The organism is Halomonas sp. THAF12, from assembly GCF_009363675.1.
Lineage (GTDB): Bacteria > Pseudomonadota > Gammaproteobacteria > Pseudomonadales > Halomonadaceae > Halomonas > Halomonas smyrnensis.
The window spans coordinates 24850-47894 of sequence record NZ_CP045401.1 but is presented as its reverse complement, the minus strand read 5'-3'; the positions used below and the strand labels follow the sequence as shown (position 1 = coordinate 47894).

At 61.2% G+C, this 23045-nt stretch carries 22 protein-coding genes and 1 pseudogene; 11 read left to right on the top strand and 12 right to left on the bottom strand.

Going from position 1 to position 23045, the window contains the following annotated elements; all coding sequences use genetic code 11:
* Window positions 1–100: 100 nt before the first annotated feature.
* Window positions 101–1354: an IS256 family transposase gene (locus tag FIU88_RS18935; protein ID WP_152478300.1), complete on the top strand. Its 1254-nt coding sequence runs from the start codon at window positions 101–103 to the stop codon at window positions 1352–1354.
* Here the strand turns inward: FIU88_RS18935 and lspA are convergent.
* The 6 genes from lspA to FIU88_RS18905 all read right to left on the bottom strand — a co-directional run bounded on the left by lspA (window position 1330) and on the right by FIU88_RS18905 (window position 6722).
* Window positions 1330–1776, bottom strand: coding sequence for a signal peptidase II (gene lspA / locus FIU88_RS18930; RefSeq protein ID WP_253742705.1), 447 nt, complete (start codon window positions 1774–1776; stop codon window positions 1330–1332). The two genes, FIU88_RS18935 and lspA, sit on opposite strands and share 25 nt — an antisense overlap.
* A 53-nt stretch (window positions 1777–1829) precedes the next feature.
* The gene (lnt, locus tag FIU88_RS18925; RefSeq protein WP_253742706.1) at window positions 1830–3077 is read right to left on the bottom strand and encodes an apolipoprotein N-acyltransferase; all 1248 of its coding nucleotides are present in this window, start codon (window positions 3075–3077) and stop codon (window positions 1830–1832) included.
* Window positions 3078–3118: 41 nt separating this feature from the next.
* Window positions 3119–4372 (bottom strand): IS256 family transposase, encoded by a 1254-nt coding sequence (locus FIU88_RS18920; RefSeq protein WP_152478300.1) that lies wholly within the window; start codon window positions 4370–4372, stop codon window positions 3119–3121.
* 88 nt (window positions 4373–4460) lie between these two features.
* Window positions 4461–4760, bottom strand: a complete 300-nt coding sequence (locus tag FIU88_RS19470; protein WP_253742707.1) for a hypothetical protein — start codon at window positions 4758–4760, stop codon at window positions 4461–4463.
* Window positions 4761–4953: 193 nt separating this feature from the next.
* A complete protein-coding gene (locus FIU88_RS18910) occupies window positions 4954–5715 on the bottom strand; it encodes a ZIP family metal transporter (RefSeq protein WP_224420027.1) in 762 nt (253 codons plus the stop codon).
* 110 nt (window positions 5716–5825) lie between these two features.
* Window positions 5826–6722 carry a cation transporter gene (locus FIU88_RS18905; RefSeq protein WP_152478301.1) on the bottom strand — a complete coding sequence of 299 codons (897 nt, stop codon included), beginning with the start codon at window positions 6720–6722 and terminating at the stop codon, window positions 5826–5828.
* Between the two features lie 98 nt (window positions 6723–6820).
* Between FIU88_RS18905 and cadR the strand changes: the two genes are divergently transcribed.
* Window positions 6821–7255 (top strand): Cd(II)/Pb(II)-responsive transcriptional regulator, encoded by a 435-nt coding sequence (cadR, locus tag FIU88_RS18900; RefSeq protein ID WP_152478302.1) that lies wholly within the window; start codon window positions 6821–6823, stop codon window positions 7253–7255.
* 157 nt (window positions 7256–7412) lie between these two features.
* Here cadR and FIU88_RS18895 read toward each other — a convergent pair whose 3' ends face one another.
* On the bottom strand, window positions 7413–8135 hold the full coding sequence (locus FIU88_RS18895) for a cytochrome c biogenesis CcdA family protein (RefSeq protein WP_253742709.1): 723 nt from the start codon (window positions 8133–8135) through the stop codon (window positions 7413–7415).
* Window positions 8136–8356: 221 nt separating this feature from the next.
* Between FIU88_RS18895 and FIU88_RS18890 the strand changes: the two genes are divergently transcribed.
* Window positions 8357–8989: a peroxiredoxin gene (locus FIU88_RS18890; protein ID WP_152478303.1), complete on the top strand. Its 633-nt coding sequence runs from the start codon at window positions 8357–8359 to the stop codon at window positions 8987–8989.
* A 154-nt stretch (window positions 8990–9143) separates the two neighbouring features.
* Here FIU88_RS18890 and FIU88_RS18885 read toward each other — a convergent pair whose 3' ends face one another.
* Window positions 9144–10445, bottom strand: coding sequence for an ISL3 family transposase (locus FIU88_RS18885; RefSeq protein ID WP_008957405.1), 1302 nt, complete (start codon window positions 10443–10445; stop codon window positions 9144–9146).
* A 78-nt stretch (window positions 10446–10523) separates the two neighbouring features.
* Entirely contained in the window at window positions 10524–10970 is a 447-nt protein-coding gene (gene merR / locus FIU88_RS18880) for an Hg(II)-responsive transcriptional regulator (protein ID WP_006911920.1), read from the bottom strand.
* A 73-nt stretch (window positions 10971–11043) separates the two neighbouring features.
* Between merR and merT the strand changes: the two genes are divergently transcribed.
* From merT to FIU88_RS18850, 6 genes are all read left to right on the top strand, one after another.
* Window positions 11044–11394, top strand: a complete 351-nt coding sequence (merT, locus tag FIU88_RS18875) for a mercuric ion transporter MerT (RefSeq protein ID WP_008957404.1) — start codon at window positions 11044–11046, stop codon at window positions 11392–11394.
* A 13-nt stretch (window positions 11395–11407) separates the two neighbouring features.
* Complete coding sequence (merP, locus tag FIU88_RS18870) at window positions 11408–11704, top strand: mercury resistance system periplasmic binding protein MerP (RefSeq protein WP_006911918.1); 297 nt, start codon at window positions 11408–11410, stop codon at window positions 11702–11704.
* 2 nt (window positions 11705–11706) lie between these two features.
* Window positions 11707–11964: a mercury resistance system transport protein MerF gene (gene merF / locus FIU88_RS18865; RefSeq protein ID WP_008957403.1), complete on the top strand. Its 258-nt coding sequence runs from the start codon at window positions 11707–11709 to the stop codon at window positions 11962–11964.
* A gap of 73 nt (window positions 11965–12037) precedes the next feature.
* Complete coding sequence (gene merF, locus FIU88_RS18860) at window positions 12038–12283, top strand: mercury resistance system transport protein MerF (protein ID WP_008957402.1); 246 nt, start codon at window positions 12038–12040, stop codon at window positions 12281–12283.
* Window positions 12276–13925, top strand: a complete 1650-nt coding sequence (gene merA, locus FIU88_RS18855; RefSeq protein WP_008957401.1) for a mercury(II) reductase — start codon at window positions 12276–12278, stop codon at window positions 13923–13925. Before merF (FIU88_RS18860) ends, merA begins: the two co-directional genes overlap by 8 nt.
* Window positions 13926–14330: 405 nt before the next feature.
* Window positions 14331–16394, top strand: coding sequence for a diguanylate cyclase (locus tag FIU88_RS18850; RefSeq protein WP_152478304.1), 2064 nt, complete (start codon window positions 14331–14333; stop codon window positions 16392–16394).
* A 47-nt stretch (window positions 16395–16441) separates the two neighbouring features.
* On the opposite strand, the pseudogene FIU88_RS18845 reads toward FIU88_RS18850, so the two are convergent.
* Both FIU88_RS18845 and FIU88_RS18840 read right to left on the bottom strand, forming a co-directional pair.
* Window positions 16442–16764: pseudogene (locus FIU88_RS18845) on the bottom strand (type II toxin-antitoxin system PemK/MazF family toxin).
* Window positions 16761–16994: an antitoxin MazE family protein gene (locus FIU88_RS18840; RefSeq protein WP_152478305.1), complete on the bottom strand. Its 234-nt coding sequence runs from the start codon at window positions 16992–16994 to the stop codon at window positions 16761–16763. Before FIU88_RS18840 ends, FIU88_RS18845 begins: the two are co-directional and overlap by 4 nt.
* Before the next feature lie 179 nt (window positions 16995–17173).
* Here FIU88_RS18840 and FIU88_RS18835 point away from each other — a divergent pair, with 179 nt between their 5' ends.
* On the top strand, window positions 17174–17761 hold the full coding sequence (locus FIU88_RS18835; RefSeq protein ID WP_152478306.1) for a recombinase family protein: 588 nt from the start codon (window positions 17174–17176) through the stop codon (window positions 17759–17761).
* A 201-nt stretch (window positions 17762–17962) separates the two neighbouring features.
* Here FIU88_RS18835 and FIU88_RS18830 read toward each other — a convergent pair whose 3' ends face one another.
* A complete protein-coding gene (locus FIU88_RS18830) occupies window positions 17963–19945 on the bottom strand; it encodes a diguanylate cyclase (RefSeq protein WP_152478307.1) in 1983 nt (660 codons plus the stop codon).
* Window positions 19946–20211: 266 nt separating this feature from the next.
* On the opposite strand from FIU88_RS18830, the gene FIU88_RS18825 reads away from it, so the two are divergent.
* Complete coding sequence (locus tag FIU88_RS18825; RefSeq protein ID WP_253065017.1) at window positions 20212–22788, top strand: EAL domain-containing protein; 2577 nt, start codon at window positions 20212–20214, stop codon at window positions 22786–22788.
* Window positions 22789–23045 lie beyond the last annotated feature (257 nt).

Sequence of the window (23045 nt, the reverse complement as noted above, 5' to 3'; positions counted from 1 at the left end):
GAGCTATGGTGATTTCTGGTGTACGGGAGGAGGTAGGAAGGGTGGCGTATCCTGTTGATTGATCACGACCAAGATCTCAATCAACAAGAGCGGATACGCCATGACCGATTCTACTCTCCGAGCCCTGTCGCAGCCAGAACCCGAGACCTCTGACCCGTTGCACGAATTGTTGCGCCAAGGGGCACGAGACCTGATCGCCAAGGCCGTGGAGGCCGAGTTGGCCACCTTCCTGGCTCAGTATGCCGACACGACTCTGGAGGACGGTCGGCAGGCGGTGGTACGCAACGGCTATCTGCCGGAGCGCACCGTGCAGACTGGCATCGGTGACGTCACCGTCAAGGTGCCCAAGGTGCGGGACCGAAGTGGCGGCCAGGCCTGCTTCAACAGCACCCTGTTGCCGCCCTACTTGAAACGGGCCCGTAGCGTCGAGGAGCTGATTCCCTGGCTCTATCTCAAGGGCGTCTCCACCGGCGACTATCAGGAGGCCCTGTCGGCCCTGCTGGGTGACCAGGCGAAGGGGCTGTCGGCCAACACGGTCTCGCGACTGAAGGCCCAGTGGCTCGACGAGCACAAGGTCTGGTGTCAGCGGGACCTGGCGGACCGCCGCTATGTGTACTGGTGGGCCGATGGCGTCTACAGCAATGTGCGGTTGGATGACCGCCTCTGTCTGCTGGTGATCATCGGCGTCACGGCGCATGGCCGCAAGGAACTGGTCGCCGTCGAGGATGGCCATCGCGAGTCGGAAGCCAGTTGGAAAGAACTGCTCACGGGCCTGCGAGAGCGTGGCCTGACAGAGGCCCCCAGGCTGGCGATCGGTGATGGTGCGCTCGGTTTCTGGAAGGCGCTGAGCAAGGTCTATCCGACCACGGCGCACCAACGTTGCTGGGTCCACAAGACGGCCAATGTGCTGAACAAGCTGCCCAAGTCGGTGCAGCCCAAGATCAAGGCCGACCTTCACGAGATCTGGATGGCCGAGACGCGCGAGGCGGCCCATCAGGCCTTCGACCGCACGCTGAAGCGCTTCGGCGCCAAATACCCCCAGGCGATGGAATGCCTGGCCAAGGATCGGGACGAGCTGCTGGCGTTCTATGACTTCCCGGCAGAGCATTGGGTGCACATCCGCACCACCAACCCGATCGAGTCGACCTTCGCCACGGTCCGCCTGAGGACCAAGCGCAGCCGGAACTGCGGCTCTCGGGACACGACCCTGGCGATGGTCTTCAAACTGCTCCAGACCGCCCAGAAACGCTGGAGGCGGATCAAGCACTTCCAGAAGTTGGAGCTGGTCGTCAGCAACGTCAAGTTCCAGGACGGGGAGCAGGTAGCCGATCAGTCAGACAGGAATGCGGCCTGACCGTCATCCACCAGATTTGACAATAACTCATCCTCTACGTAGCCTAACCGCAAGCGATCTGCGACATTGCCCAACGCGCCGCCGAGGATCGCACTGAGGGCGAGCCGATAACTCAGTACGCGTGGTGAACGCCAAAGCCAGTACACCAGTAATATCGAGATAACCAGGGCCAGTCCGATGAAAAGCGGCTGCTGCCAACCGCCGACATCCGCGAGAAAGCTGAAGGCCGCCCCCGTATTGTGGCGGTGGACCCAATTGAAGAAGGGTGCGGCAGGCACGCTTTCACCATGCGCTAGCATGGTGCTGGCAAGGTACTTGCTCGCCTGATCGACAAACAGTAACAGGAGCGAGAGCCACAGCCAGCGCATCGCCTTTCCCGGCTCGTGGGCTTTCTCTGCGAGCCGACTGCCATAAGTAGACATATCCCCTTCCTCCTGACCCAATCTAGAATTTGCTCGCTGCTAAATAACAAGCGTCATGTACCCAACCGATGATGCCGACGAATTCGACGGAGCAGGAGCAGGCCGAGTCCGAGTGCGGTCAGGCCAAGGACAGGCCAATCCCGCCAGCGCACATAAGGGGACGCGCCAGTTCGCGGTGTCACTTCGGCGCTGAGGGTGGCCACTTCGAACTGCGGAGCACGCTTGAGCACTTTGCCCTCATGATTGATGGCTGCTGTGATACCGGTGTTCGTGGCTCGAAGAAGGTCACGTCCGGTTTCGATGGCACGCATGCGTGCCATCTGGAAATGCTGGAGGGGGCCGAGCGAGCTGCCGAACCAGGCATCGTTGCTGACATTCACCAGTAACTGCGCTTCGGGCAGAAGCTCAGTGACTTCGGCACCAAAGACCGCCTCGTAGCAGATGAGTGCCCCTACGGGCACCCCTGCTGCATTCAGGACGTGCGCTTCCCGTCCCGGTGTGAAGTCGGACATGGGCGCCCCGAGCACGTCGAGGGCCGACCCCAAAAGATCCCGAAACGGAACATATTCACCGAAGGGCACCAGGTGGCGTTTGTAGTAGAAGCCTGAGGGATCGGAGAGGCTTACCACGGCGTTGTAGGTACGGCCCTCCGCCTCGCGTACCGGGACGCCAATCATTAACGATGTGCCTGCCTGATCGGCTAACGCCTCAAGCTCAGCAAGATACTCTTTGGCCTGGTCATGCCACATCGGGATTGCCGCTTCTGGCCAGATCACGATGTCGGCCCCGAGATGCTGCGCGGTAAGCGCCTGATAGCGCTCAAGTGTGATGTCCCGGTAGCTCGGGTCCCATTTCTTGTCTTGCGCGATGTTTCCTTGCAATAGGACGACATCGATTGGGTCAGCGGCTGGCTGCGTCCATTCACGATCCAGCAGTTGCAAGCCGGCGAGGGTAGCGACTAACACGGCACCGACTACCGCAGCACGGCGCAGGCTTGGCCCCAGGATAACCCAGGCAAGCCCGCCAGCGAGCAGCGCCACCAGAAAACTCACGCCAAGTACGCCAAAGACGGGGGCGATGGTGGCAAATGTGGTGTCGGTTTGGCTGTAGCCAATGAAGAGCCAGGGAAAGCCGGTCAAGAACCAGGTGCGCATCCATTCACTCAGCACCCATGCCGCCGGTAGTCCTAGCCAGAGCGTCATTGCGTCCATCTCAGGGCGCAGGCGGCGCACGAGATACACGACGCCCCATGGAAAGAGGGCGAGCAGCGAGACAAAGGCCGCCGTGGCTAACACCGCCACCACGGGGCCATTGAGTTATTGTCAAATCTGGTGGATGACGGTCAGGCCGCATTCCTGTCTGACTGATCGGCTACCTGCTCCCCGTCCTGGAACTTGACGTTGCTGACGACCAGCTCCAACTTCTGGAAGTGCTTGATCCGCCTCCAGCGTTTCTGGGCGGTCTGGAGCAGTTTGAAGACCATCGCCAGGGTCGTGTCCCGAGAGCCGCAGTTCCGGCTGCGCTTGGTCCTCAGGCGGACCGTGGCGAAGGTCGACTCGATCGGGTTGGTGGTGCGGATGTGCACCCAATGCTCTGCCGGGAAGTCATAGAACGCCAGCAGCTCGTCCCGATCCTTGGCCAGGCATTCCATCGCCTGGGGGTATTTGGCGCCGAAGCGCTTCAGCGTGCGGTCGAAGGCCTGATGGGCCGCCTCGCGCGTCTCGGCCATCCAGATCTCGTGAAGGTCGGCCTTGATCTTGGGCTGCACCGACTTGGGCAGCTTGTTCAGCACATTGGCCGTCTTGTGGACCCAGCAACGTTGGTGCGCCGTGGTCGGATAGACCTTGCTCAGCGCCTTCCAGAAACCGAGCGCACCATCACCGATCGCCAGCCTGGGGGCCTCTGTCAGGCCACGCTCTCGCAGGCCCGTGAGCAGTTCTTTCCAACTGGCTTCCGACTCGCGATGGCCATCCTCGACGGCGACCAGTTCCTTGCGGCCATGCGCCGTGACGCCGATGATCACCAGCAGACAGAGGCGGTCATCCAACCGCACATTGCTGTAGACGCCATCGGCCCACCAGTACACATAGCGGCGGTCCGCCAGGTCCCGCTGACACCAGACCTTGTGCTCGTCGAGCCACTGGGCCTTCAGTCGCGAGACCGTGTTGGCCGACAGCCCCTTCGCCTGGTCACCCAGCAGGGCCGACAGGGCCTCCTGATAGTCGCCGGTGGAGACGCCCTTGAGATAGAGCCAGGGAATCAGCTCCTCGACGCTACGGGCCCGTTTCAAGTAGGGCGGCAACAGGGTGCTGTTGAAGCAGGCCTGGCCGCCACTTCGGTCCCGCACCTTGGGCACCTTGACGGTGACGTCACCGATGCCAGTCTGCACGGTGCGCTCCGGCAGATAGCCGTTGCGTACCACCGCCTGCCGACCGTCCTCCAGAGTCGTGTCGGCATACTGAGCCAGGAAGGTGGCCAACTCGGCCTCCACGGCCTTGGCGATCAGGTCTCGTGCCCCTTGGCGCAACAATTCGTGCAACGGGTCAGAGGTCTCGGGTTCTGGCTGCGACAGGGCTCGGAGAGTAGAATCGGTCATGGCGTATCCGCTCTTGTTGATTGAGATCTTGGTCGTGATCAATCAACAGGATACGCCACCCTTCCTACCTCCTCCCGTACACCAGAAATCACCATAGCTCCGCGCCATTGCCGTACTGGCTGATGCTGATAAAGACCCAGGAGATTCCTACGCCGAAGTAACCAAGGCCAAAGAGGTAGGCCGACCATAGAGCTTGACGTCTTGAGGGCTGCGAGGTCAGGGCAAAAAATGCTGCCAGAGCAATTACCGCCAGCCATGCCCAGCCCACAGGGGCAAAGGCAAGCGGCATGGCGCCTCCGGCAAGCAGGGCCATCACCCCTGTTAGAAGCGACTTGTGGCGCACGCCAATGTATAGGCCAGAGGGTAGCGCGTATTTATCACCCGCCATTCTCGCCTCCGAATCCAGGATCAACCCTGTGGCTCATGCTTTCTTGCTCCGCTTAATCAAGCTGCGTCAATTCATTCGGCCGGCTGGCCAGGGTGGCAAAGTGAATGTTTCTGGACTCGACTAGGTGCGCCGTAAGCTGGGAGCTGCTTCGTATTCGGCCAGCACGACAGTGGCTGTGTTGGGGAGCAGTACGTTAGCTTTGCGATACCACCCCTTCCAAGCCCGCTGATACCAGAACGAACAGGACGAAGCCGCCTATGAAAGCCAGCGGTGAGATGTGCGTATCGTCACCGCTCTCGTGAGCCTCGGAGACCATATCTTCGATGGCAGCGACCGTGAGAAGGCCTGCCGTGAACGTCAGTGCCGCTAGCTTAAATGCCTCCGGCTGGTTCCTGAGTACGAAGTAAGCAAAGACGGCTGCCGAGAGTACGGGAACCGCTAAGGAGGCAGAGATCAGCAAGCGCTTGCTGCGGGGAATCCCTTTGTCTTTCATGTTGGCGATCATCGCGAACCCCTCAGGGCCATCCGCGAGCACCTGACCCGCCGCCAGGATTATCGCGACCGACGGTGAGACCGCCGACCCCGCCCCGATCAGGAGGCCATCGCTGAACAGGTCGATGGACACGGCGATATAGATCATCCAGACACTCGTCTGACCGCCTTCTCCCTGCTGACCTTGCCGCTTCTGGAGACTCTCAACGAGCTTCTCGATGCCTACGTAAGCAATGCCACCCAGCGCGAAAGCGAGGGCGATTACCCAGGCTGAAAGGCCCTCCAGCACGCGTGGCATGATTTCCACCGCCACTACCGCAATAACGAGGCCGGCGGCGCCATGAAGGGCGTAATTGAGACGGCGCCCGGTAGTTCGGGAGGCCTCCGCAGCGAGCCCACCACTGAAGTTTCCCAACGCGGGAAGCAGCGCCAGGCCGAGTACCAGCCAGATACTATCCATCATCTTCCTGGCTCCGGACCTCGCGCTACTCGTCGGCGTTCAGGCCTAGCGCATCGATCGTAAAGTCGCTTCGATCGAGAATTCTAATCGCGATAGCTACGCGCTGCGCAGCTTCACGCCTTGAGCGCCAGAATGCGCCTGGCACCGTTGAGCACAATGACCCCCGCGATGCTGCCGATAATCAGATCCGGATAATTGGATCCGGTCCACGCCACCAGGGCGCCTGCGGCGATGACGCCCATGTTGATCACCACGTCGTTGGCCGAGAATATCCAGCTTGCCTTCATATGCGCACCGCCCTCGCGATGCTTGGATATCATCAGCAGGCAGGTGGTATTGGCAATCAGTGCGACGAATGCAATCGCCATCATCATCAGCGATTCAGGCTCACTACCGAAAACAAAGCGTCGCACCACCTCGACGAGTACGCCGATAGCCAAAATCAGTTGCAGTACCCCTGCCAGATGCGCGGCACGCACCTGCATCTTCGCACTGTGCCCTACGGCATACAGGGCGAGCCCGTACACGGCCGCATCGGCAAAATTGTCCAGGGATTCTCCAATCAGGCCGGTGGAGTGCGCGATCAGGCCGGTCGTCATTTCCACCACGAACAGGACGGCATTGATACCGAGTAACCAACGCAGGGTGCCGGACTCTTGCGCGGCAGAAGCCGCCGAGCTCTCAGCGGCCCTGATTGTCTCTGGGTCGGCAATGACGGTTTCCTGAAGAGAGGCGCCTAGCCCCAAGGTCGCTAGTTTCGCGGTAATGGGCTCAGCCTCGCCGTCATGCACGACCTCCAACCGACGGTTCGACAAGTCGAAGGACAGCGTTCGAATCTCATCAAAGCCGTTCAGCGCCAAGCGGATCATCCGTTCTTCTGAGGGGCAATCCATCTTCGGCACGGCATACACGCTGACCCATTCCCCTGACGCTTCGGAAGAGACCGGCATATCGGTATCCGCTGCAGGCGTTGCATCGCAGCCACATGGGCCATCACAGGATTTACTCACGATACGGCTCCAGTTAACCAACATAGATTGCTAGTATTAAAAACCATATAGCCACCATAAGGTCAATGGGACAGATGATTCGTTGAGGAGAAAGCCTGATGCGCATTGGTCAGTTAGCACAGATAGCGGGTGTCGACCCCCAGACGATCCGCTTCTACGAGCAGCGGGGCCTGTTGCCATTGCCAGACCGGCAGGAGAATGGTTACCGTATCTACACGAAGCGGCATATCGAGCAGCTTGCCTTTATCCGTCGCTGCCGAATCCTGGACCTGTCACTGGCAGAGATTCGCGAGCTACAGAGCTATCAGGACGGCCCTCACCAGCCTTGTACCGCCGTCAACGCCATGCTCGATGACCACATCTCTCATGTGCGGTCGCAGATAACCGCACTGCAGACGCTTGAGAAACAGCTCGTTGCCCTGAGGGCGAGTTGCAATGATGGACGAGAAATCAGTGCCTGCGGCATCCTGGCGGGTATCAGCGAGGAGAGCAAACAACAACTATGTAGGGCTGGCTCAGGCAATAAGCGCTGAGCAGAGACACGCCGGACCTTGCAGCGACATTGTGAATGCATGGTGTGTTGGTCGCGGCGACTCATTGCGCTTCTCGGCATGCGAGCTTGGGTTACTGCTGCAACCGCAGTATCGCCCTGTCAGACGTTTCGCTTCCGCCATGCTTCGCTATTCCCGCTTATCCCAGCGTCGCCAGGGAGGGAAACAGGCCGATCATGAAGCTGGAGAGCCGTGTCATGGTGCCCGAGACGATGGCGATGCCCATGAGAATCAGGATTATACCGGCGACCGGCCGGGTGTAGGCGCTCCACCTGCCAAGCTTTTTGCTATGGCGGCTGAGGCTGTTGACGCAGAGCGTACTCGCCAGAAAGGGCAACGCCAACCCGGCGGAGTACACGCTCAGATAGATCATTCCATGCTGTGCACTGGCGGCATTGGAGGTAGCCATCAGAATCGCACCGAGGATGGGGCCGATACAGGGCGTCCAGCCAATGGCGAACGATACGCCGAAGGCCGTGGCCGACAGCGGCGATCCGCCCTGAAAACGAGGATTGAATTGTAAGGTACGCTGAAAGATCGGGACGTTGAACAGGCCGGTCATGAAGGCCCCTAGCAGGATGACCACCGAGCCTGTGATCCAGTTGAGCTCCTGACGGTAGCCTCGCAGGAGCTGACTGAGTGAGCTGGCACCTAGCCCCAGGATGATGAATACCAGTGTGAAGCCAGTCACAAAGAAAACGCTCAGTATCAGCGCCTCGATTTTCTTGTCCCGTTTGTTGACGCTGCCGCCCGTGACGACGGAAAGGTAGCCCGGCAAGAGCGGCAACGTGCAGGGCGAGAAGAAGGAGATCAAGCCACCTGCAAACGCGCCAATCAGACCGATAGAAGAGAGAGATTCCAAGGGCTATCGCTTCCTGAGGTAGTGAGGGCCATGAGTCGGCCGGCTGAGTCCAGCCCTTGATTCTAAAACCCTAATCTGGCCCTAAGGCAAGCACATCGTTTGATTAGCTACACGCCAGACTGCTGGGCTGTAGCCTTTTCAAAAGAGGCTTGACCTTATGGTGGGTATAAGGATTAGCGTTTAAGCTGCATCTTCCAAATATCTAACCTGAGGATAGCGTGATGGCATTGCAACTTGGAGAGACAGCCCCCGATTTCACGGTCGAATCAACGGAAGGCACCGTCAGCTTCCACGAATGGCTTGGTGATAGCTGGGCCGTGCTATTTTCTCACCCGGCCGACTATACGCCTGTCTGCACGACAGAGCTTGGCGCGTTTGCCAAGCGCAAAAGTGAGTTCGACAAGCGTGGCGCCAAGCTGATCGGTGTGTCCGTCGATCCGCTGGATTCGCATACCGGCTGGGCCAAGGATATCGAGACCACCCAGGGTGCGGCGCTGAACTACCCGTTGCTGGCCGACGACGATCAGGTGGTCGCTGAGCTGTACGGGATGATTCATCCCAAAGCCGATCCCAAGGTGACGGTACGCACCGTTTTCATCATCGACCCCAGCAAGAAGATACGCCTGATGCTGACCTATCCGCCGAGTACCGGGCGCAACGTCGACGAGATCCTACGGGTTATCGACTCGCTTCAGCTGACCGACACGCACAAGGTGGCGACCCCCGTGGATTGGCAGAGCGGTGAGGACGTCATTATCTCCCCTTCACTATCGAGTGATGAAGCCAAAGAGCGCTTTCCCGAAGGCTGGGACGAGAAGACACCGTATCTGCGTGTTGTGCGACAGCCTAAATAACTAGCGGAATCCTTTGGCAGCCCGGGTAAGCCGGGCTGCCCGTTGTCTCGCTGAGGTAAGGTTTTGAGGAAGCGCATGGATGGCTAAGTTCCTGACTAGTTAAGGCGGGTATCCGGATTAAGTGGTAGATGGAGCCCCTTGCTCCTTCGAACCCTTAACTCTTCCAGAAGGTTGATAGATCGACGCCGTAGTTTTTCTCAGGCTCGGGAAGACCCATGCTGTAGGTCATGGTGGCCTTGCCCAGGAAGGGGGATTCCTTGGTCTGCGGCACCTTCTTCTTGTGCTTGGTGGTGTAGAGCATCCGGGCCCGCATCACCTCGAATGAGTAGCCACGGCCATCGCGGTTCTTATCCTTGGCCAGCCGGTTGATTGACTCCGTGAAGGCGTTGGTGATCGGGATGTCGGTCTCGAAGTAGGTCAGCATCTCCTCATGCCAGCCACTGATAGCACTGACGAGATCTTTCCAGACCTCCTTTTGCCCCTGTGGGATGTCGTCAATCCAGGCAGTCAGCGCCTTCTCGGCGTCACGCCGGGTTGTGGCGTCCCAGATGTGGAAGAACCGCTCCTTGTGCTCGTAGGCCGCCAAGAGCTGGGGGAATGCCCCTGTCCAGGTCTCCATGATGAGCCGTTCGCGATCTGAGACATCGTGAGCGCGCTTCAGCAGGATCTTCCGGTCACCCTTGAGGGTTCGGCGCTGGTTGGACGTCAGCTTTTTCCTGAGCCCCTTGCGGACCTTTTCCAAGGCCTCGTTGGCCATTCGCACGACGTGGAACTTATCGACCACAATGCGAGCCTGCGGCAGCACCGCCTGGACAGCACGGCGGTAGGGTTTCCACATATCCATGCTGACGATCTCGACCTGGTGGCGCTCGGTCATGCTCATGAGGCGCCTCGTCACCGCGTCCTGCTGGCGACCGGGCAGCAGGTCCAGTAGGGTACGCTCCTCCAGGTTGGTCAGGATGCAGCGGTAGCGGCGGTTCAGGTACAGCTCGTCGATCCCCAGGCAGCGGGGTGTCTCGAAGCGATGCCAGGCTGCCAGGAACTCAGCCTTCTTCTTGAATATCTCGCGGACAGTCTTCTCGTCGAGGCCCGTGGTATCAGCCACGTAGGCGTAGGGGTGATTGAAGGCTTCCTTCTCGACGTGGTTGTAAAGCCTCCGCGTCATGCGGTGATCGTCTACCATTTCCGGAAGAGCTGGCCGGAACGTCCTTCCACACGCCCGGCAGGTGTAGCGGCGACGGACCACCCAGAGGGTGACCCGCCTTCCGTGGATGGGTAGGTCGCGATAGGCCACATCGCGCTTGCCGAACCTGACAAACTCACTCTCAACGCCGCATTCCTCGCAAGCTAGAGGCTCAGGAGCTTCGACCTGGTAGTGGAGATCATGCTCTTCCATCTTGGTGGCTAGGACGTGGTACTCGGGAAGGTGCAGGATGTTGTCAGGCAAGCTGGTCATGCAAACTTTCCTTGTCGACATGGTCCATAGATGATTGCGACTCTTTGACCGCGTTGTTTTCTACGAACTGAAGGTGATTTACTCCCTTGGGTCTTCTGCTTCTCTGAGCCCTTCATGCAATGACGCAATTAGCGGGCAAGTGATATTGCCTTGTTGTGCATGGCATCGGTCGACCATTTCGCTCAGCACCTTCTCAATTCTTTCAAGCCTGTCGATCTTCTCGCGAACGTCCCCTAACTTGTGCTCTGCGAGAGCACTGGCTTCTTGACAGTGGGCGCCATCTTCCAGCCGAAGTAGGTCACTGATCTCATCCAGACTAAAGCCCAGCTGCTGCGCCGTTTTCACGAACGTCAACCTGTCGATATCGGCGGCACTATAGCGTCGAATACCTCCGGGAGGTCGTTCGGGCTCCGATAATAGCCCTCGTCGCTGGTAATAGCGGATTGTCTCGACATTGACGCCGGCCGCCTTGGCCAGGCCGCCAATGGTCATGGTGTCCGCCACTTTATCTGCATGTCTCTTCATGATGCTTGACTCCGTACCAAGCTACGGAAGTAACCTTATCGTAGCTCCCCCCATCCCGAAAGGAGAATCGTCAATGCGGACACCTAAAACGGGGCGAGGGCCCCTGGCCGCCGGAGGAGTCGCGGCCCTCCTGGCCTCGGCGTGTTGCCTCGGCCCGCTGGTTCTGATCACGCTGGGCGTTTCCGGCGCCTGGATCAGCAATCTGGCGTCGCTGGAGCCCTATCGCCCGCTCTTTATCGGCGTCGCGCTGGTGGCGATGTTCTTCGCCTGGCGTCGCGTCTTTCGGCCAGTGGAAAAGTGCCAGCCGGGAGAGGTGTGTGCCGTGCCACGGGTCAGGACGGGCTACAAGGCGATCTTCTGGCTCGTATCGCTGCTGGTGCTAATCGCCCTGGTATTCCCCTACGTCTTGCCCTTGTTCTATTAAAAGGAGATCTACCATGAAAGCTCGTTTCGCCTTCATCGCGCTACTCGCCCTGCTCAGCACGCCCGCCTTAGCGGCCTTGCAGACCGTGAAGCTGTCGGTGCCGGGCATGACCTGTGCCGCCTGCCCGATCACCGTCAAGGCCGCCCTCAACAAGGTGGACGGCGTCTCGCAAGTCGACGTGAGCTACGCGGATCTCGAGGCCGTGGTCACCTTTGACGACGCCCGAACGTCGGTGGAGGCATTGACCGAGGCCACCACCAACGCTGGGTATCCATCAACCCCGACATCCTCGCAAGCGGATCGAGAGTGATCATGAAGAATCCCAAGACCCTGCTGCGCGTGAGCGTGATCGGCACCGTCCTGGTGGCATTGTGCTGCTTTACGCCGATCCTGGTGATCCTGCTTGGCACGGTGGGCCTGGCGGCGCTGACGGGCTATCTCGACGTTGTGTTATTGCCGGCCCTGGCCTTCTTCATCGGCCTGACCATTTATGCGATTTGGCGTAAGAAGCAGTTCGACGCCTGTTGTGACAACGGCTCTATCAAATCAAGGAATACGCCCCCTGAGTGACATCAAGCAGCTGCACATCGCGGTCATCGGGTGAGTTGTTTACGAGCTTGTCCGTCACGGTGAAGGAATAAGCGTGAAAGATTCGCAGAAATTTATAAGCGTCGTGCTTGGCACCGGGTTGATGGTGCTGTGTTGCGCCGGGCCAATCGCCCTGGTGCTATTCGGTACGGCGGGCCTGGCCGCGTTGGCAGGCTATCTCGATTACCTGCTGTTTGCCGTCCTGGCCATCGTCATCGGCTTACCTCTCTACGCGCGATACCACAAGCGGAAGCAGGATGCCGGCTTTACTAATGAAGACTCGGAGAAACGTGATGATTGAACTCAACGTGAGCGGCATGACCTGTGACCGCTGTGCGGATCATGTCAGGGAAGCCTTGGAGAAGCTGCCCGGCGTGCAGTCGGTGGAGGTATCCTATCCTCAGAGGACGGCATCGGTAGCCGTTGATCCGGGGACACCGGCCTCGGCGTTGACGTTTGCCGTGACCCGACTTGGCTACCAAGCTCGACTGGCCAACAGTGGGCCCACTTCCCCGGCAGGCGCATCGGTGTCCAAGGGCCGTGATGAAGACGCCCCGCACATCGCGGTGATCGGCAGCGGCGGCGCCGCCATGGCGGCGGCCCTGAAGGCCGCCGAGCGCGGCGCCCGGATCACCCTGATCGAACGCGGCACCGTCGGCGGTACCTGTGTCAATACAGGCTGTGTGCCTTCGAAGATCATGATTCGCGCGGCCCATATTGCCCACTTGCGTACGGAAAGTCCCTTCGATGCAGGCCTGAGCGCCCAGGCGCCGGTGGTGGATCGGGCCAAGCTGCTCGAGCAGCAGCAGCGACGTGTCGAGGAACTGCGTGACGCCAAGTACGAGGGGATTCTGCGCGACCACCCGGCCATCACTGTCCTGCACGGCGAGGCCCGGTTTATCGATGCCCATAGCCTGATGGTCAAGCTGAACGAGGGCGGCGAGCAGGTCGTCCACTTCGACCGCGCCTTCATCGGTACTGGCGCCCGACCGGCAGTACCGCCGATCCCGGGTCTTGCCGACACCCCCTACCTGACCTCTACCAGTGCTCTGGCCCTGGACACTCTTCCCGAGCGGCTGATTGTGATCGGCGCCTCGGTGGTGGCCCTGGAACTGGCCCAGGCCTTCGCCAGGCTGGGCAGCCGGGTCACGGTGCTGGCCCGCAGCCGCCTGCTCTCCCAGGAAGACCCGGCGGTAGGGGATGCGGTGGAGGCGGCGTTTCGCCGCGAGGGCATCGAGGTCCTCAAGCAGACCCAGGCGAGCCGTGTGGACTACACCGACAATGAATTCATTGTCGACACCAACGCCGGCACCTTGCGGGCGGATCAACTGCTGGTGGCCACCGGACGGACACCCAATACCGAGGCCCTGAACCTGGCGAGCCTCGGCGTGGAAACCGCACATGGGGCTATTCTGGTCGATGAGCATCTGCACACCACGGTGCCGGGGCTCTATGCCGCCGGTGACTGCACCGATCAGCCGGAGTTCGTCTATGTCGCCGCCGCCGGGGGCAGCCGGGCTGCCGTCAACATGACCGGGGGCGAAGCCACCCTGGACCTGAGCGCCATGCCGGCGGTGATCTTCACCGACCCCCAGGTGGCCACCGTCGGCCTGACGGAAGCCGAGGCCATCGAGCAAGGCTTCAGCGTCGATACCCGTGAGCTGGACCTGGAAAACGTGCCGCGTGCGCTGGTGAATTTCGACACCGGTGGTTTCATCAAGCTGGTGGCCGAACGCGACTCGGGCCGGTTGCTGGGGGTGCAGGCGGTGGCGGGGGAAGCCGGTGAGCTGATCCAGACGGCGGTGATGGCGCTACGCGCACGCATGACCGTACACGACATCGCCAATGAGCTGTTTCCCTACCTGACCATGGTGGAAGGGCTCAAGCTCTGTGCCCAGACTTTCACCAAGGATGTGACGCAGTTGTCCTGCTGTGCCGGGTGAACGATATGAGCGCGACCGTGGTGCCACTGGGCGGCGGCACCACGGGTTTTGGGCATGGACACCACAGGGAGCCCTGTCACGATGAACACGACACTACCAGATTGCGGGATGATGGGGGCGATGGGCTGGATAATGCCAGTGATCGGAATTGCCCTACTATTGCTACTGGTCCTGGGCATCGCCTGTTTGGTGAAGTATCTGCTCTCTAGCAAGTGAGCGTACTCAGCGAGCCATCAACCAGCTAATCCGTTGTGGGTTGAGTTTGTCGGCCACCTTTCGCTCTCGCATACCAACCAGATAATCCGGATACCCATTATTTTGCCCCTGGTGCCTCCCCGTCACCAGGGGCTTTTTGTCTGAGGAGGGTGGGGGCTCTGGCGGCTAGAGATATTCTGGTGCAGCATAATGCTGATGACATCAAGTTCTAATGCAAAGAGACCTGGTGCTGACACCGAAATTTTGGGTCTCCTGAAACTCCCTCTCAAGCTCCCTCTGATGACTCTGCGTGGACGCTTGCTGGTTGGCGCCGCGATGCTGTGGGGGGTGTTGTGCGTGACGCTTCTGACCCTCGGCTGGCAAGCGGGTCGTATCTTGGTGGACGAGACCAACCACCAGCACCTGCGTTATGAAGCTGAGCTGATCAGCAATTCCATCACCTATCAGGTCGATGAGCGTCTGGATGAGTTGGAGCAGTTAGCGAAGCAGATTCCTGAACCAGTCCGTGGTGCCCTTGATGCCCAGCATGGACACTCCTTGTCTCCCCTCTTCGAAGGTCTCACTCTTTTCGATCGCGACACACGAGTTGTAGACGCTTGGCCTATCGGTGACGGCCGGGTGGGGGCCAGCTTCCCCGATCGAGAGTATGCGCGTTTCATGCATGCTTTCCGGCGCCCGTACGTCAGCGAGCCTTTCGTGGGGCGCATCACCGGATCTCCTTTGGTGATGATGCTGGTCCCGTTGCGAGACGGCGCGGGACGCTACACCGGCTTTTTGGGAGGCCTGGTCAACATCAATGAGAGCCGACTCTTCAAGAGCTTCGAGCGGCTGCGCCTGGGCGACGGTGGGTATGTCACCATTACCACCGCGTCCGGCAAGCGGCTATTTCACCCTGATCAGGAGCAGCCTATCGTTGCCCTTCCAGAGCAGCTTTCTCCGGTGCTCGAACGAGCACTGTACGGCTGGGAGGGGGAAAGCGCCGGCAAGGCAGTCACCGGTGAAGCCCAGCTGGTAGCGTATCGTCAGATCTGGCCAGCCGGCTGGATCGTGGGCGTGCACCTGCCACAGTCGCAGGCCGAGGCGCCGCTGGTGGCCGGTATGCAACGCATCTCCTTCCATGCTTGGGGGGCGCTGGTATTGGTTCTACCCTTGGTCGGGGGGCTGATCTGGTTGACGCTTCGTCCACTGACACGCCTGGCAGAGCAGGTCCGTGAGCTTCAGAATGAACGGCGTTATCTGCTGGAAATTCCTACGCACATGCCTGAGCTGCGCCGGGTCATTGATGTGATCAACGAGACCGAGCGCGAGCGACGGGGCAACTTGCAGGATCTGGCGGAGCGTGAGGCCTTGTTGCGAGGCACCTTGGCCGCTTCGCCTCAAGGGATGTTCGTCACGGACTCGAGAGGGCAGGTGACCTTCATCAATGCTGCCCTCGAGGAGCTTCTGGGAGGTGATGAATCGCTCGATATGGATACCTGGGGTAAACGGATCCATGCTGAGGACCGTCCAGCCGTGATAGAGGCCTGGCATCAAAGCCTGGCCGGCCGCTGCGACTTCATGCGCCAGTTCCGCCTCCTGGGTGCTGAAGGTATCCCGCGCTGGCTGGACGTACATGCTGGAGCGATTCATGTCGAAGGTGAGTTCATCGGTATCGTCGGGATGGTGCGCGATATCACCCAGGACCGCCATGAAAACGCTCTGCGCCGCTGGGAGACCGAGCACGATCCGCTGACCGGACTACTCAACCGACGTGGCCTGACACGCTATCTTGAAGAAGCCCTGGTGGAGTGGCAGAAGACTGGCACGCCGACAGCGGTACTGCTCTTCGACCTCGATCACTTCAAGCCGGTCAATGACCAGGGGGGGCATGCACTAGGCGACCGCATGCTGCAGCAGGTGGCGGACGCAGTGCGCAGCGTGGTGCGAAGCAGTGATCATGCCGCTCGCCAGGGCGGGGATGAGTTTGCCGTGCTACTGAGTGGTTGTAGCCCCGATCAGGCGCTGGTTCTCGCCGAGGCACTGCGAGAGCAGATTGGGTCTTGCCCCGTGGAACAAGGGGATAAGCGCTGGTACGTGACTGCCAGCATCGGCGTGAGCCACTTCCAATCAGGTGAGGAGTCAATCAAGGCTGTTCTCGACCGCGCCGATGCTGCCAGTTACCGGGCCAAACGTGGTGGTCGTGACAGGGTGATACTTGATAGCGAAGAGCCTGCTATGACTGACCTCGACGAGTCAACGGGCAAAGTGGGCTGAAAAGTGTGTCCAGCGACGTAAATAAACCAAGCGGTACACCCTCTCCCTCACGCGAAGCCCAGGAAGACGGCCAGCGCTCTGTTGACGGCGACCATGGTGCTGTCGTCGAGGTGGCCGAAGGCCTCTCCTACCCTCTCTCGCTTCACTGTCATGGGCTGTCCACCATGATCTGGGAGCGTCGCTGCAAGCCATTGTCGGGGGTGGGCTCCACATCGAGACGGATCAGCGGGGCATCGACTCGGGTGCTGGAGAGCAGCAACACCGTCACACTGCCGGTTCCAGCAAACTGATCCGACTGGATGATGAGGGCGGGAAGCGGCTTCCCGAAGTCACCTGACAGGGCAATGGTCACCAGGTCGCCACGCCTCATGCGTCACACTCGTCGTCGTCCAGGTCCAGGAGGGCGGCATCCATGAAGTCCTGCAGATCCTGATCCCGGGCGTCGGCAGCCGCAACGGCAGCGCACTGACGGCGGGCTTCTTCGGCGAAGCCGGGTTGGCGGGTATCCGGTACCCAGATCTGGATCGGGCGCAGGCCGGCCGCTCGCAAAGCAGCACGGTGCCTTTTCACCCGGTTGTTCACGTTGTCGGTTGCCACCATGGCGAATCCTCCTTTCGTTTCATGTAACAGGGTGGCGCTCCCTTCCGTTACATGCAACGAAGGGTGTCCAGAAAACGATCGTTAGGCGGCCAAGCCGGACAGTGTCCGAGAATAAGCTTGTAGGATGGGTTTGCGGACAATAAGATAGACGGACGGATAAGCGGACAAAAGGGCGGTCCATGGCACTGATCGGCTATGCGCGGGTCTCGACGGCGGAGCAGGACTCCGCTTTGCAGACCGATGCGCTTCTCAAGGCAGGGTGCGAGCGAATCTTCGATGACACCGTCTCCGGGGCCCAGGCGGAACGCCCCGGCCTGACGGCGGCCCTGGAGTTCCTACGCGTGGGGGATGTGCTGGTCGTATGGCGACTGGATCGGCTGGGACGCTCGCTGCCGCATCTGATCGAGGTGGTCAGCACCCTGGAGGCGCGTGGTGTCGGCTTCCGGTCGCTGACCGAAGCCATCGATACCACCACGCCGGGTGGGCGGCTAATCTTCCATGTGTTCGGCGCCCTGGGGCAGTTCGAGCGCGACCTGATCCGTGATCGCACCAAGGCGGGACTGGCCGCTGCCGCCGCTCGTGGGCGCAAAGGAGGACGCAAGCCCGTCGTCACCGACGACAAGCTGAAGCGGGCGAGGGAGCACCTGGCGAATGGGCTGAACGTCCGTGAGGCCGCCGCCCGGATCAAGGTCAGCAAGACAGCCCTCTATGCCGCCTTGAAGGCCAGTCACTCCGAAGCCTCGGAGCGCCGAGCAGCCGACTCCTGACACGCTGTGTGGTGGAGGGCCTCGGGCCTGGGGTGGGAATGAAGCGACACTCGGGGCATCATGTGAGGGTGCTAATATTCAGCAAGCTTGCCCCTGCGTAGGCATTGGCACTGCGCCTCTGGCCAGAGGCGCTTCCCTGATTATTTGCCCTTGTTTGCCCCTGGTGTCGGTCCCGTCACCAGGGGCATTTTTCGTCAGGGGTCAGGCCTCTTCCCATTCCACACGGTTGCGCCCTGTCTCCTTGGCGGCGTAGAGCCCTTGGTCGGCACGCTTGATGGCCGGTTTCAGGGTGGTCTCCCCGGCACACACCAGCGTCACGCCCAGTGAGGCGGTGTAGGCCAGTGTGCCGTCTTCCGTGGCGTCCTGGCCGACCTGGGCGGGGGTGGTGGCAACCGCCTCGCGGAGGCGCTCGGCGACCTGTAGGGCCTGCTCGCGGTGGGTATCGGGCAGCAGCACGGCAAACTCTTCACCGCCCATGCGGCACAGCACATCACCATCACGCAGCACCTGGCGGGCCAGCTTGGCGAAGGCCTGCAGCACCATATCGCCCACGTCGTGGCCATAGGTATCGTTGATGCGCTTGAAGTGGTCGAGGTCGACGGCGATCAGCGACAGCGGCGCCCCGCTGCGCTCGGCGCGGGCGATCTCCATGGCGGCTTGGTCCTCCAGGGCGCGGCGGTTGCCGAGGCCGGTGAGCGGGTCGGCGAGCGCCTGTCGTTCCAATCGCTCTTCCAGCGCTTTGCGCTCGCTGAGGTCGAACACCATGGCACGGGAATACTGGAAGCCGTCGTCGGTGACCTGGGCGGTGGCCTGAATCGCCACCGGCAGACGAGTGCCATCGCGACACTGCAGCTCGCACTCGGCACTGCCCTCCTGGCCTTCCCCCAGCACTTGGCGGAAGGCGGCATCGAAGGCCGCGCGGGTCTCCGGGGTCACGAAGTCCCGGTAGCGGCGTTTCTCGATCACCTCGTCAGCGCGATAGCCCAACCACTCCAGCTCGGTGCGGTTGATCTTGATGACCCGGCCATCGCTGTCCAGGGAGTGATAGCCACAGGGGGCGTGCTCGTAGAGGTCCTGTACCTCGTTGGCATACTGGCGGGCCTCGCGAGAGAACAGCAATGCACGCTGCCGTAGCCCGCGGAGCCGGTGGTTGCTGAGGACCCAGAACAGCCCGAAGGCCACTGACAACAGGTAGACCAAGGCGATGGCCAGCGGCTGCACCGGGTTCTCCTTGAGTAGCCCCCAGAGCGTCGGGCGCAGCATCAGGATGCCGAGTCGCCAGGGTTGGGTACCCGGGTCGCTGATGATGGTGCCGGCCTGGCTGCGATAGTGCTGGGTGCGCAGATCGTGGCTGCGAAAGGCGAGCAGGTGGTTCTCCAGGGTGACGGTACCCTGGTTGCGGTCGGACATCGCGCTCCAGGCCGCTGGCCAGTGTGTGGCCACGGGCTGGCCGAAGCGCGCCTCCTGGCCGTCGGTATCGGGCAAGAGCCATCGCCCCTGGGCTCCCGCCAACAGGGCCTCGCCGCGGCTCTCGCGGGCATGCGGCAATGAGGCGGTGAGGCGTGACCAGTCGAGGGTGAACAGCAGCACGCCCAGGCGCTCGCCCTGATCACCGACGATCGGCGTGGCGATATCGATGACGGTGGTCACCGGCGTTTGCTCTGCACCGGAGGCGCCGAGGTGAGGGGAAGAGACATACAGGTCCCGCGCCTGCAGGGCCATGGCCTGAAGGAAGGCGGTCGAGGTGCCATGGTCGACCACCGGTGGCCGTGGTAGCAGCGGGACCGTAGAGGTGGCCACCCACTCACGCCCCTCAGTGTCGACCACCGCCAGGCGCGTATAGCGGCCGAAGTGCGTCAGCAGGGTATCGAACAGGGCCTCCAGCTGCTCCCAGTCGCTTTGCGCCGCCAGGCCCCATGTCGGTGTTTCGGCAGCGTCCTGACGGGACAGGAAACGTCTGAGCAGCGGGTACTCGGCGGTGGCCAGCACCTGGTTGAAGCTTTCATTCATGCCGCGCAGGAGCAGGTCGTATTCAGACGCGAGCAGGGCTTCTGCCGACCGGCGCGTACCGTCGACTCGCTCTTCCAGGTGCGAGACGACGATCGGCGTCAGGGTCAGGGTGACCAGGGATACAGGGAGCAGGACCGCCACCGTCAGGCGGGCCCAGAACGCTTTAATGATCAATGGCGGAGCCTCGAAGCAGGTCAGCCGCAATCCGTGCAGGCGAAGAGTTCACGACGTCAGGAGCAAGGCGAGGCATGCCTGCTCGCCGAGCGCGCGCAAGTATCCAGCAAAAGCCTCGTAGCGTCATCTTCGGTAGACGATATGGCTCGTGAGGCGCGTGTACCTTGCCCGTCAGGACCGGCTCGGCCACTATCCTTCCCATGGAGGGTGGTAAGTGAACCAGAGCGCACGTACCCCCAGGAGAAAGGCGGCATGGAGGCACGGTAGTGCTTAACGAATTAGCGCTGATGGAGGCGCAGCAGGACGTTCATGAACGGATCGCGAAGCAGGTGCCGCTCGAGGAGACTTTGGATGCCATTGCCCGCTGGATCGAGATCCTGTTGCCAGATGGCATCGTGGCCTTCATGCGCTTCGATTCCCGCCGTCAGACCCTGAGCCTCATCCCCAGCCAGCGCTTCTCCAGGGCCTACGAAGAGTGCCTTCAAGCGGTGCCCATCGGGCCCGATGCGGCTTCCTTCGGCAGCGCGGCCTTCTGCCGCGAGCCAGTGGTCACCGAGGACATTCGCAACGACCCGCGCTGGACGCCGTTTCGCGATGCTGCCGATCGAGAAGGGCTAAGAGCCTGCTGGTCCAATCCTGTGCTGACCGCCGAAGGTGAGTTGCTGGGCACCTTCGGCATCTACTTCCGCGAGCCAAAGCAGCCTACCGATACTGGTCGTCGGCGCATGAAGCAGGCCGCGGCGCTGGTGGCACTGGCGATCCTGCGTGACCGCGATGCCTCCAGCCACCGAGCCCTCTCCGAATGGCACCGCTCGTTGTTCGTGAACCACCCCGACGGGGTCTACGAGTTCGACCTGGAGGGTCACTTCCAGCGGGGTAATGCCGCGCTGACACGGATCACGGGGTATCCCGAAGACGCCTTGATTGGCCGGCACTTCAACGAGTTCATTGAGCCTGAGTATCGCGAGCTGACCCTGGCCGGGTTCGATATTGCCCGACAGGGCGGGTCGCACCAGTACGAAACCATGGGCACCCACCGCGATGGGCACCCCTATCGGCTGGAGATCCTCAACTTCCCGGTCTCGGTGGATGGCGAGGTGGTGGGGGTATACGGCGTCTGCCGTGACATCACCGCCCGCAAGCAGGAGGAAGAGGATCGCCTTCTACTGGAGCGAGGCATCCAGGCCACCCCCAACGGCGTGGTCATGGCCGACGCGACCCAGCCCGACATGCCCCTGGTGTATGCCAACGAGGCCTTCTATCGCCTCACTGGATACACGCCTCTGGAGGTGCTGGGCCGCAACTGCCGCTTCCTGCAGGGGCCAGACACTGACCCCGAGGCGCTTGCTGTCATTCGCCGGGCGATCATCGAGCGACAGTCCACCGAGACTACCCTGCGCAACTATCACAAGGACGGCACGCCCTTCTGGAACCACCTCTCGCTGAGCCCGGTGTTCGATGCCGACGGTGCCTGCACGCACTACATCGGCATCCAGCAGGACATCACCCGGCAGCGCGAACAGGAAGCGCAGATCGCCCACCAGGCAACCCATGACCTGCTCACCGGCCTGCCCAACCGCACCGCCTTCGATGAACACCTTCAGGCGGCCTTCGAGCGGGTTCAGGAGGATCAGGGGCTGCTGGTGGTGATGCATCTCGACCTGGACGGCTTCAAGGCTGTCAACGACGGCCTGGGCTATCACATCGGCAACCAGTTGTTGGTGGCGGTCAGCGAGCGTCTGCGTCAGGTGGTGGACGGTGACGCGAGCCTGGCTCGTATGACCGGCGACGAGTTTGCTTTGCTACTGCCTGGCCTCGACAGCCGCCAGGCCGGGGTCGAGATGGCCGAGGACGTGCTGAGTGCTCTGGCGCAGCCGTTCTTGATCGAGGACCGTGCCCTGCACATCAGTGCCAGCATCGGCATCGCCTGCAACTGTGAGAGCGTGGCGTATGCCTATGAGCTGATGCAGCGTGCCGATCTGGCGGTCGGCGATGCCAAGCAGCAGGGGCGTAATACCTGGTACTGGTATCAGGGCGACCAACATCGCGGTACCGAAGAGGCGGTGCTGTTGCGACACGATCTGCACACGGCACTGCGCCAAGATCAATTCGAGCTCTACTATCAGCCGATCGTGGAGGCGGTGAACGGACGTATCCGCGGCATGGAGGCCCTGATCCGTTGGCACCACCCCGAGCGTGGGATGATCTCGCCTGGGGTGTTCATCCCGCTGGCCGAGCAGACCGGCCAGATCATTCCCCTGGGGCGCTGGATCCTACGACGTGCCTGCCAGGACGCCGCGGCGATGCGTGCCGCAGGCGGGCTCGGGGGGCCGGTTGCCGTGAACATCTCCTCACTGCAGTTTCGCCGTGACGGCTTCCTGGCCGACGTGAAGGCGGCTTTGGACGATGCCGACTTGCCGCCCGAGCTACTGGAACTGGAGGTCACCGAGAGTGTGCTGCTTGACGGCGCCGAGCAGGCCATCACGCTGATCAACGAGCTCAAGGCGCTGGGGATCCGGGTCGCGCTGGACGACTTCGGTACCGGCTTCTCCAGCCTCAGCTACCTGCGCGACCTGCCGATCCACAAGGTCAAGCTCGATAGGGCCTTCATCCAGGACATTGCCACCAGCCGCAGCAACGCCGCCATCGTGCAAGGCATCATCACCATGGCCCATCACCTGGACCTGACGGTGGTGGCCGAAGGCATCGAGGAGCGGGAGCAGCAGCAGGACCTGATCCGCCGCAACTGCGACTTGCTGCAGGGGTTCTACTTCGCCAGGCCGATGCCGCGGGAGGCCATCATAGAGCTTACCGGGCAGCTTCCGGTACCTGTGGGGCTATGAGGTAGGTCGCGGGGCCTCTTCAGCAGTGTCCTATGGCCCTCTCTCTGGCCATCATGTAAAGAAAACCAAGGTTTTCTTGTGGTGGAATGCAACCATTCAGATGGGGGAAAGGTTTAATCCAACTATAATAGCCCCCGAGGGTTAGTCCGCTTTTGGCCGATAGCGGACCTCTTTATTCTATCATATATACAATAGTAAATGCCCCAGCCTGTTAGAAACCTCCTAGTCCTAAAGTATATGATTCTTCGATCGGCTCC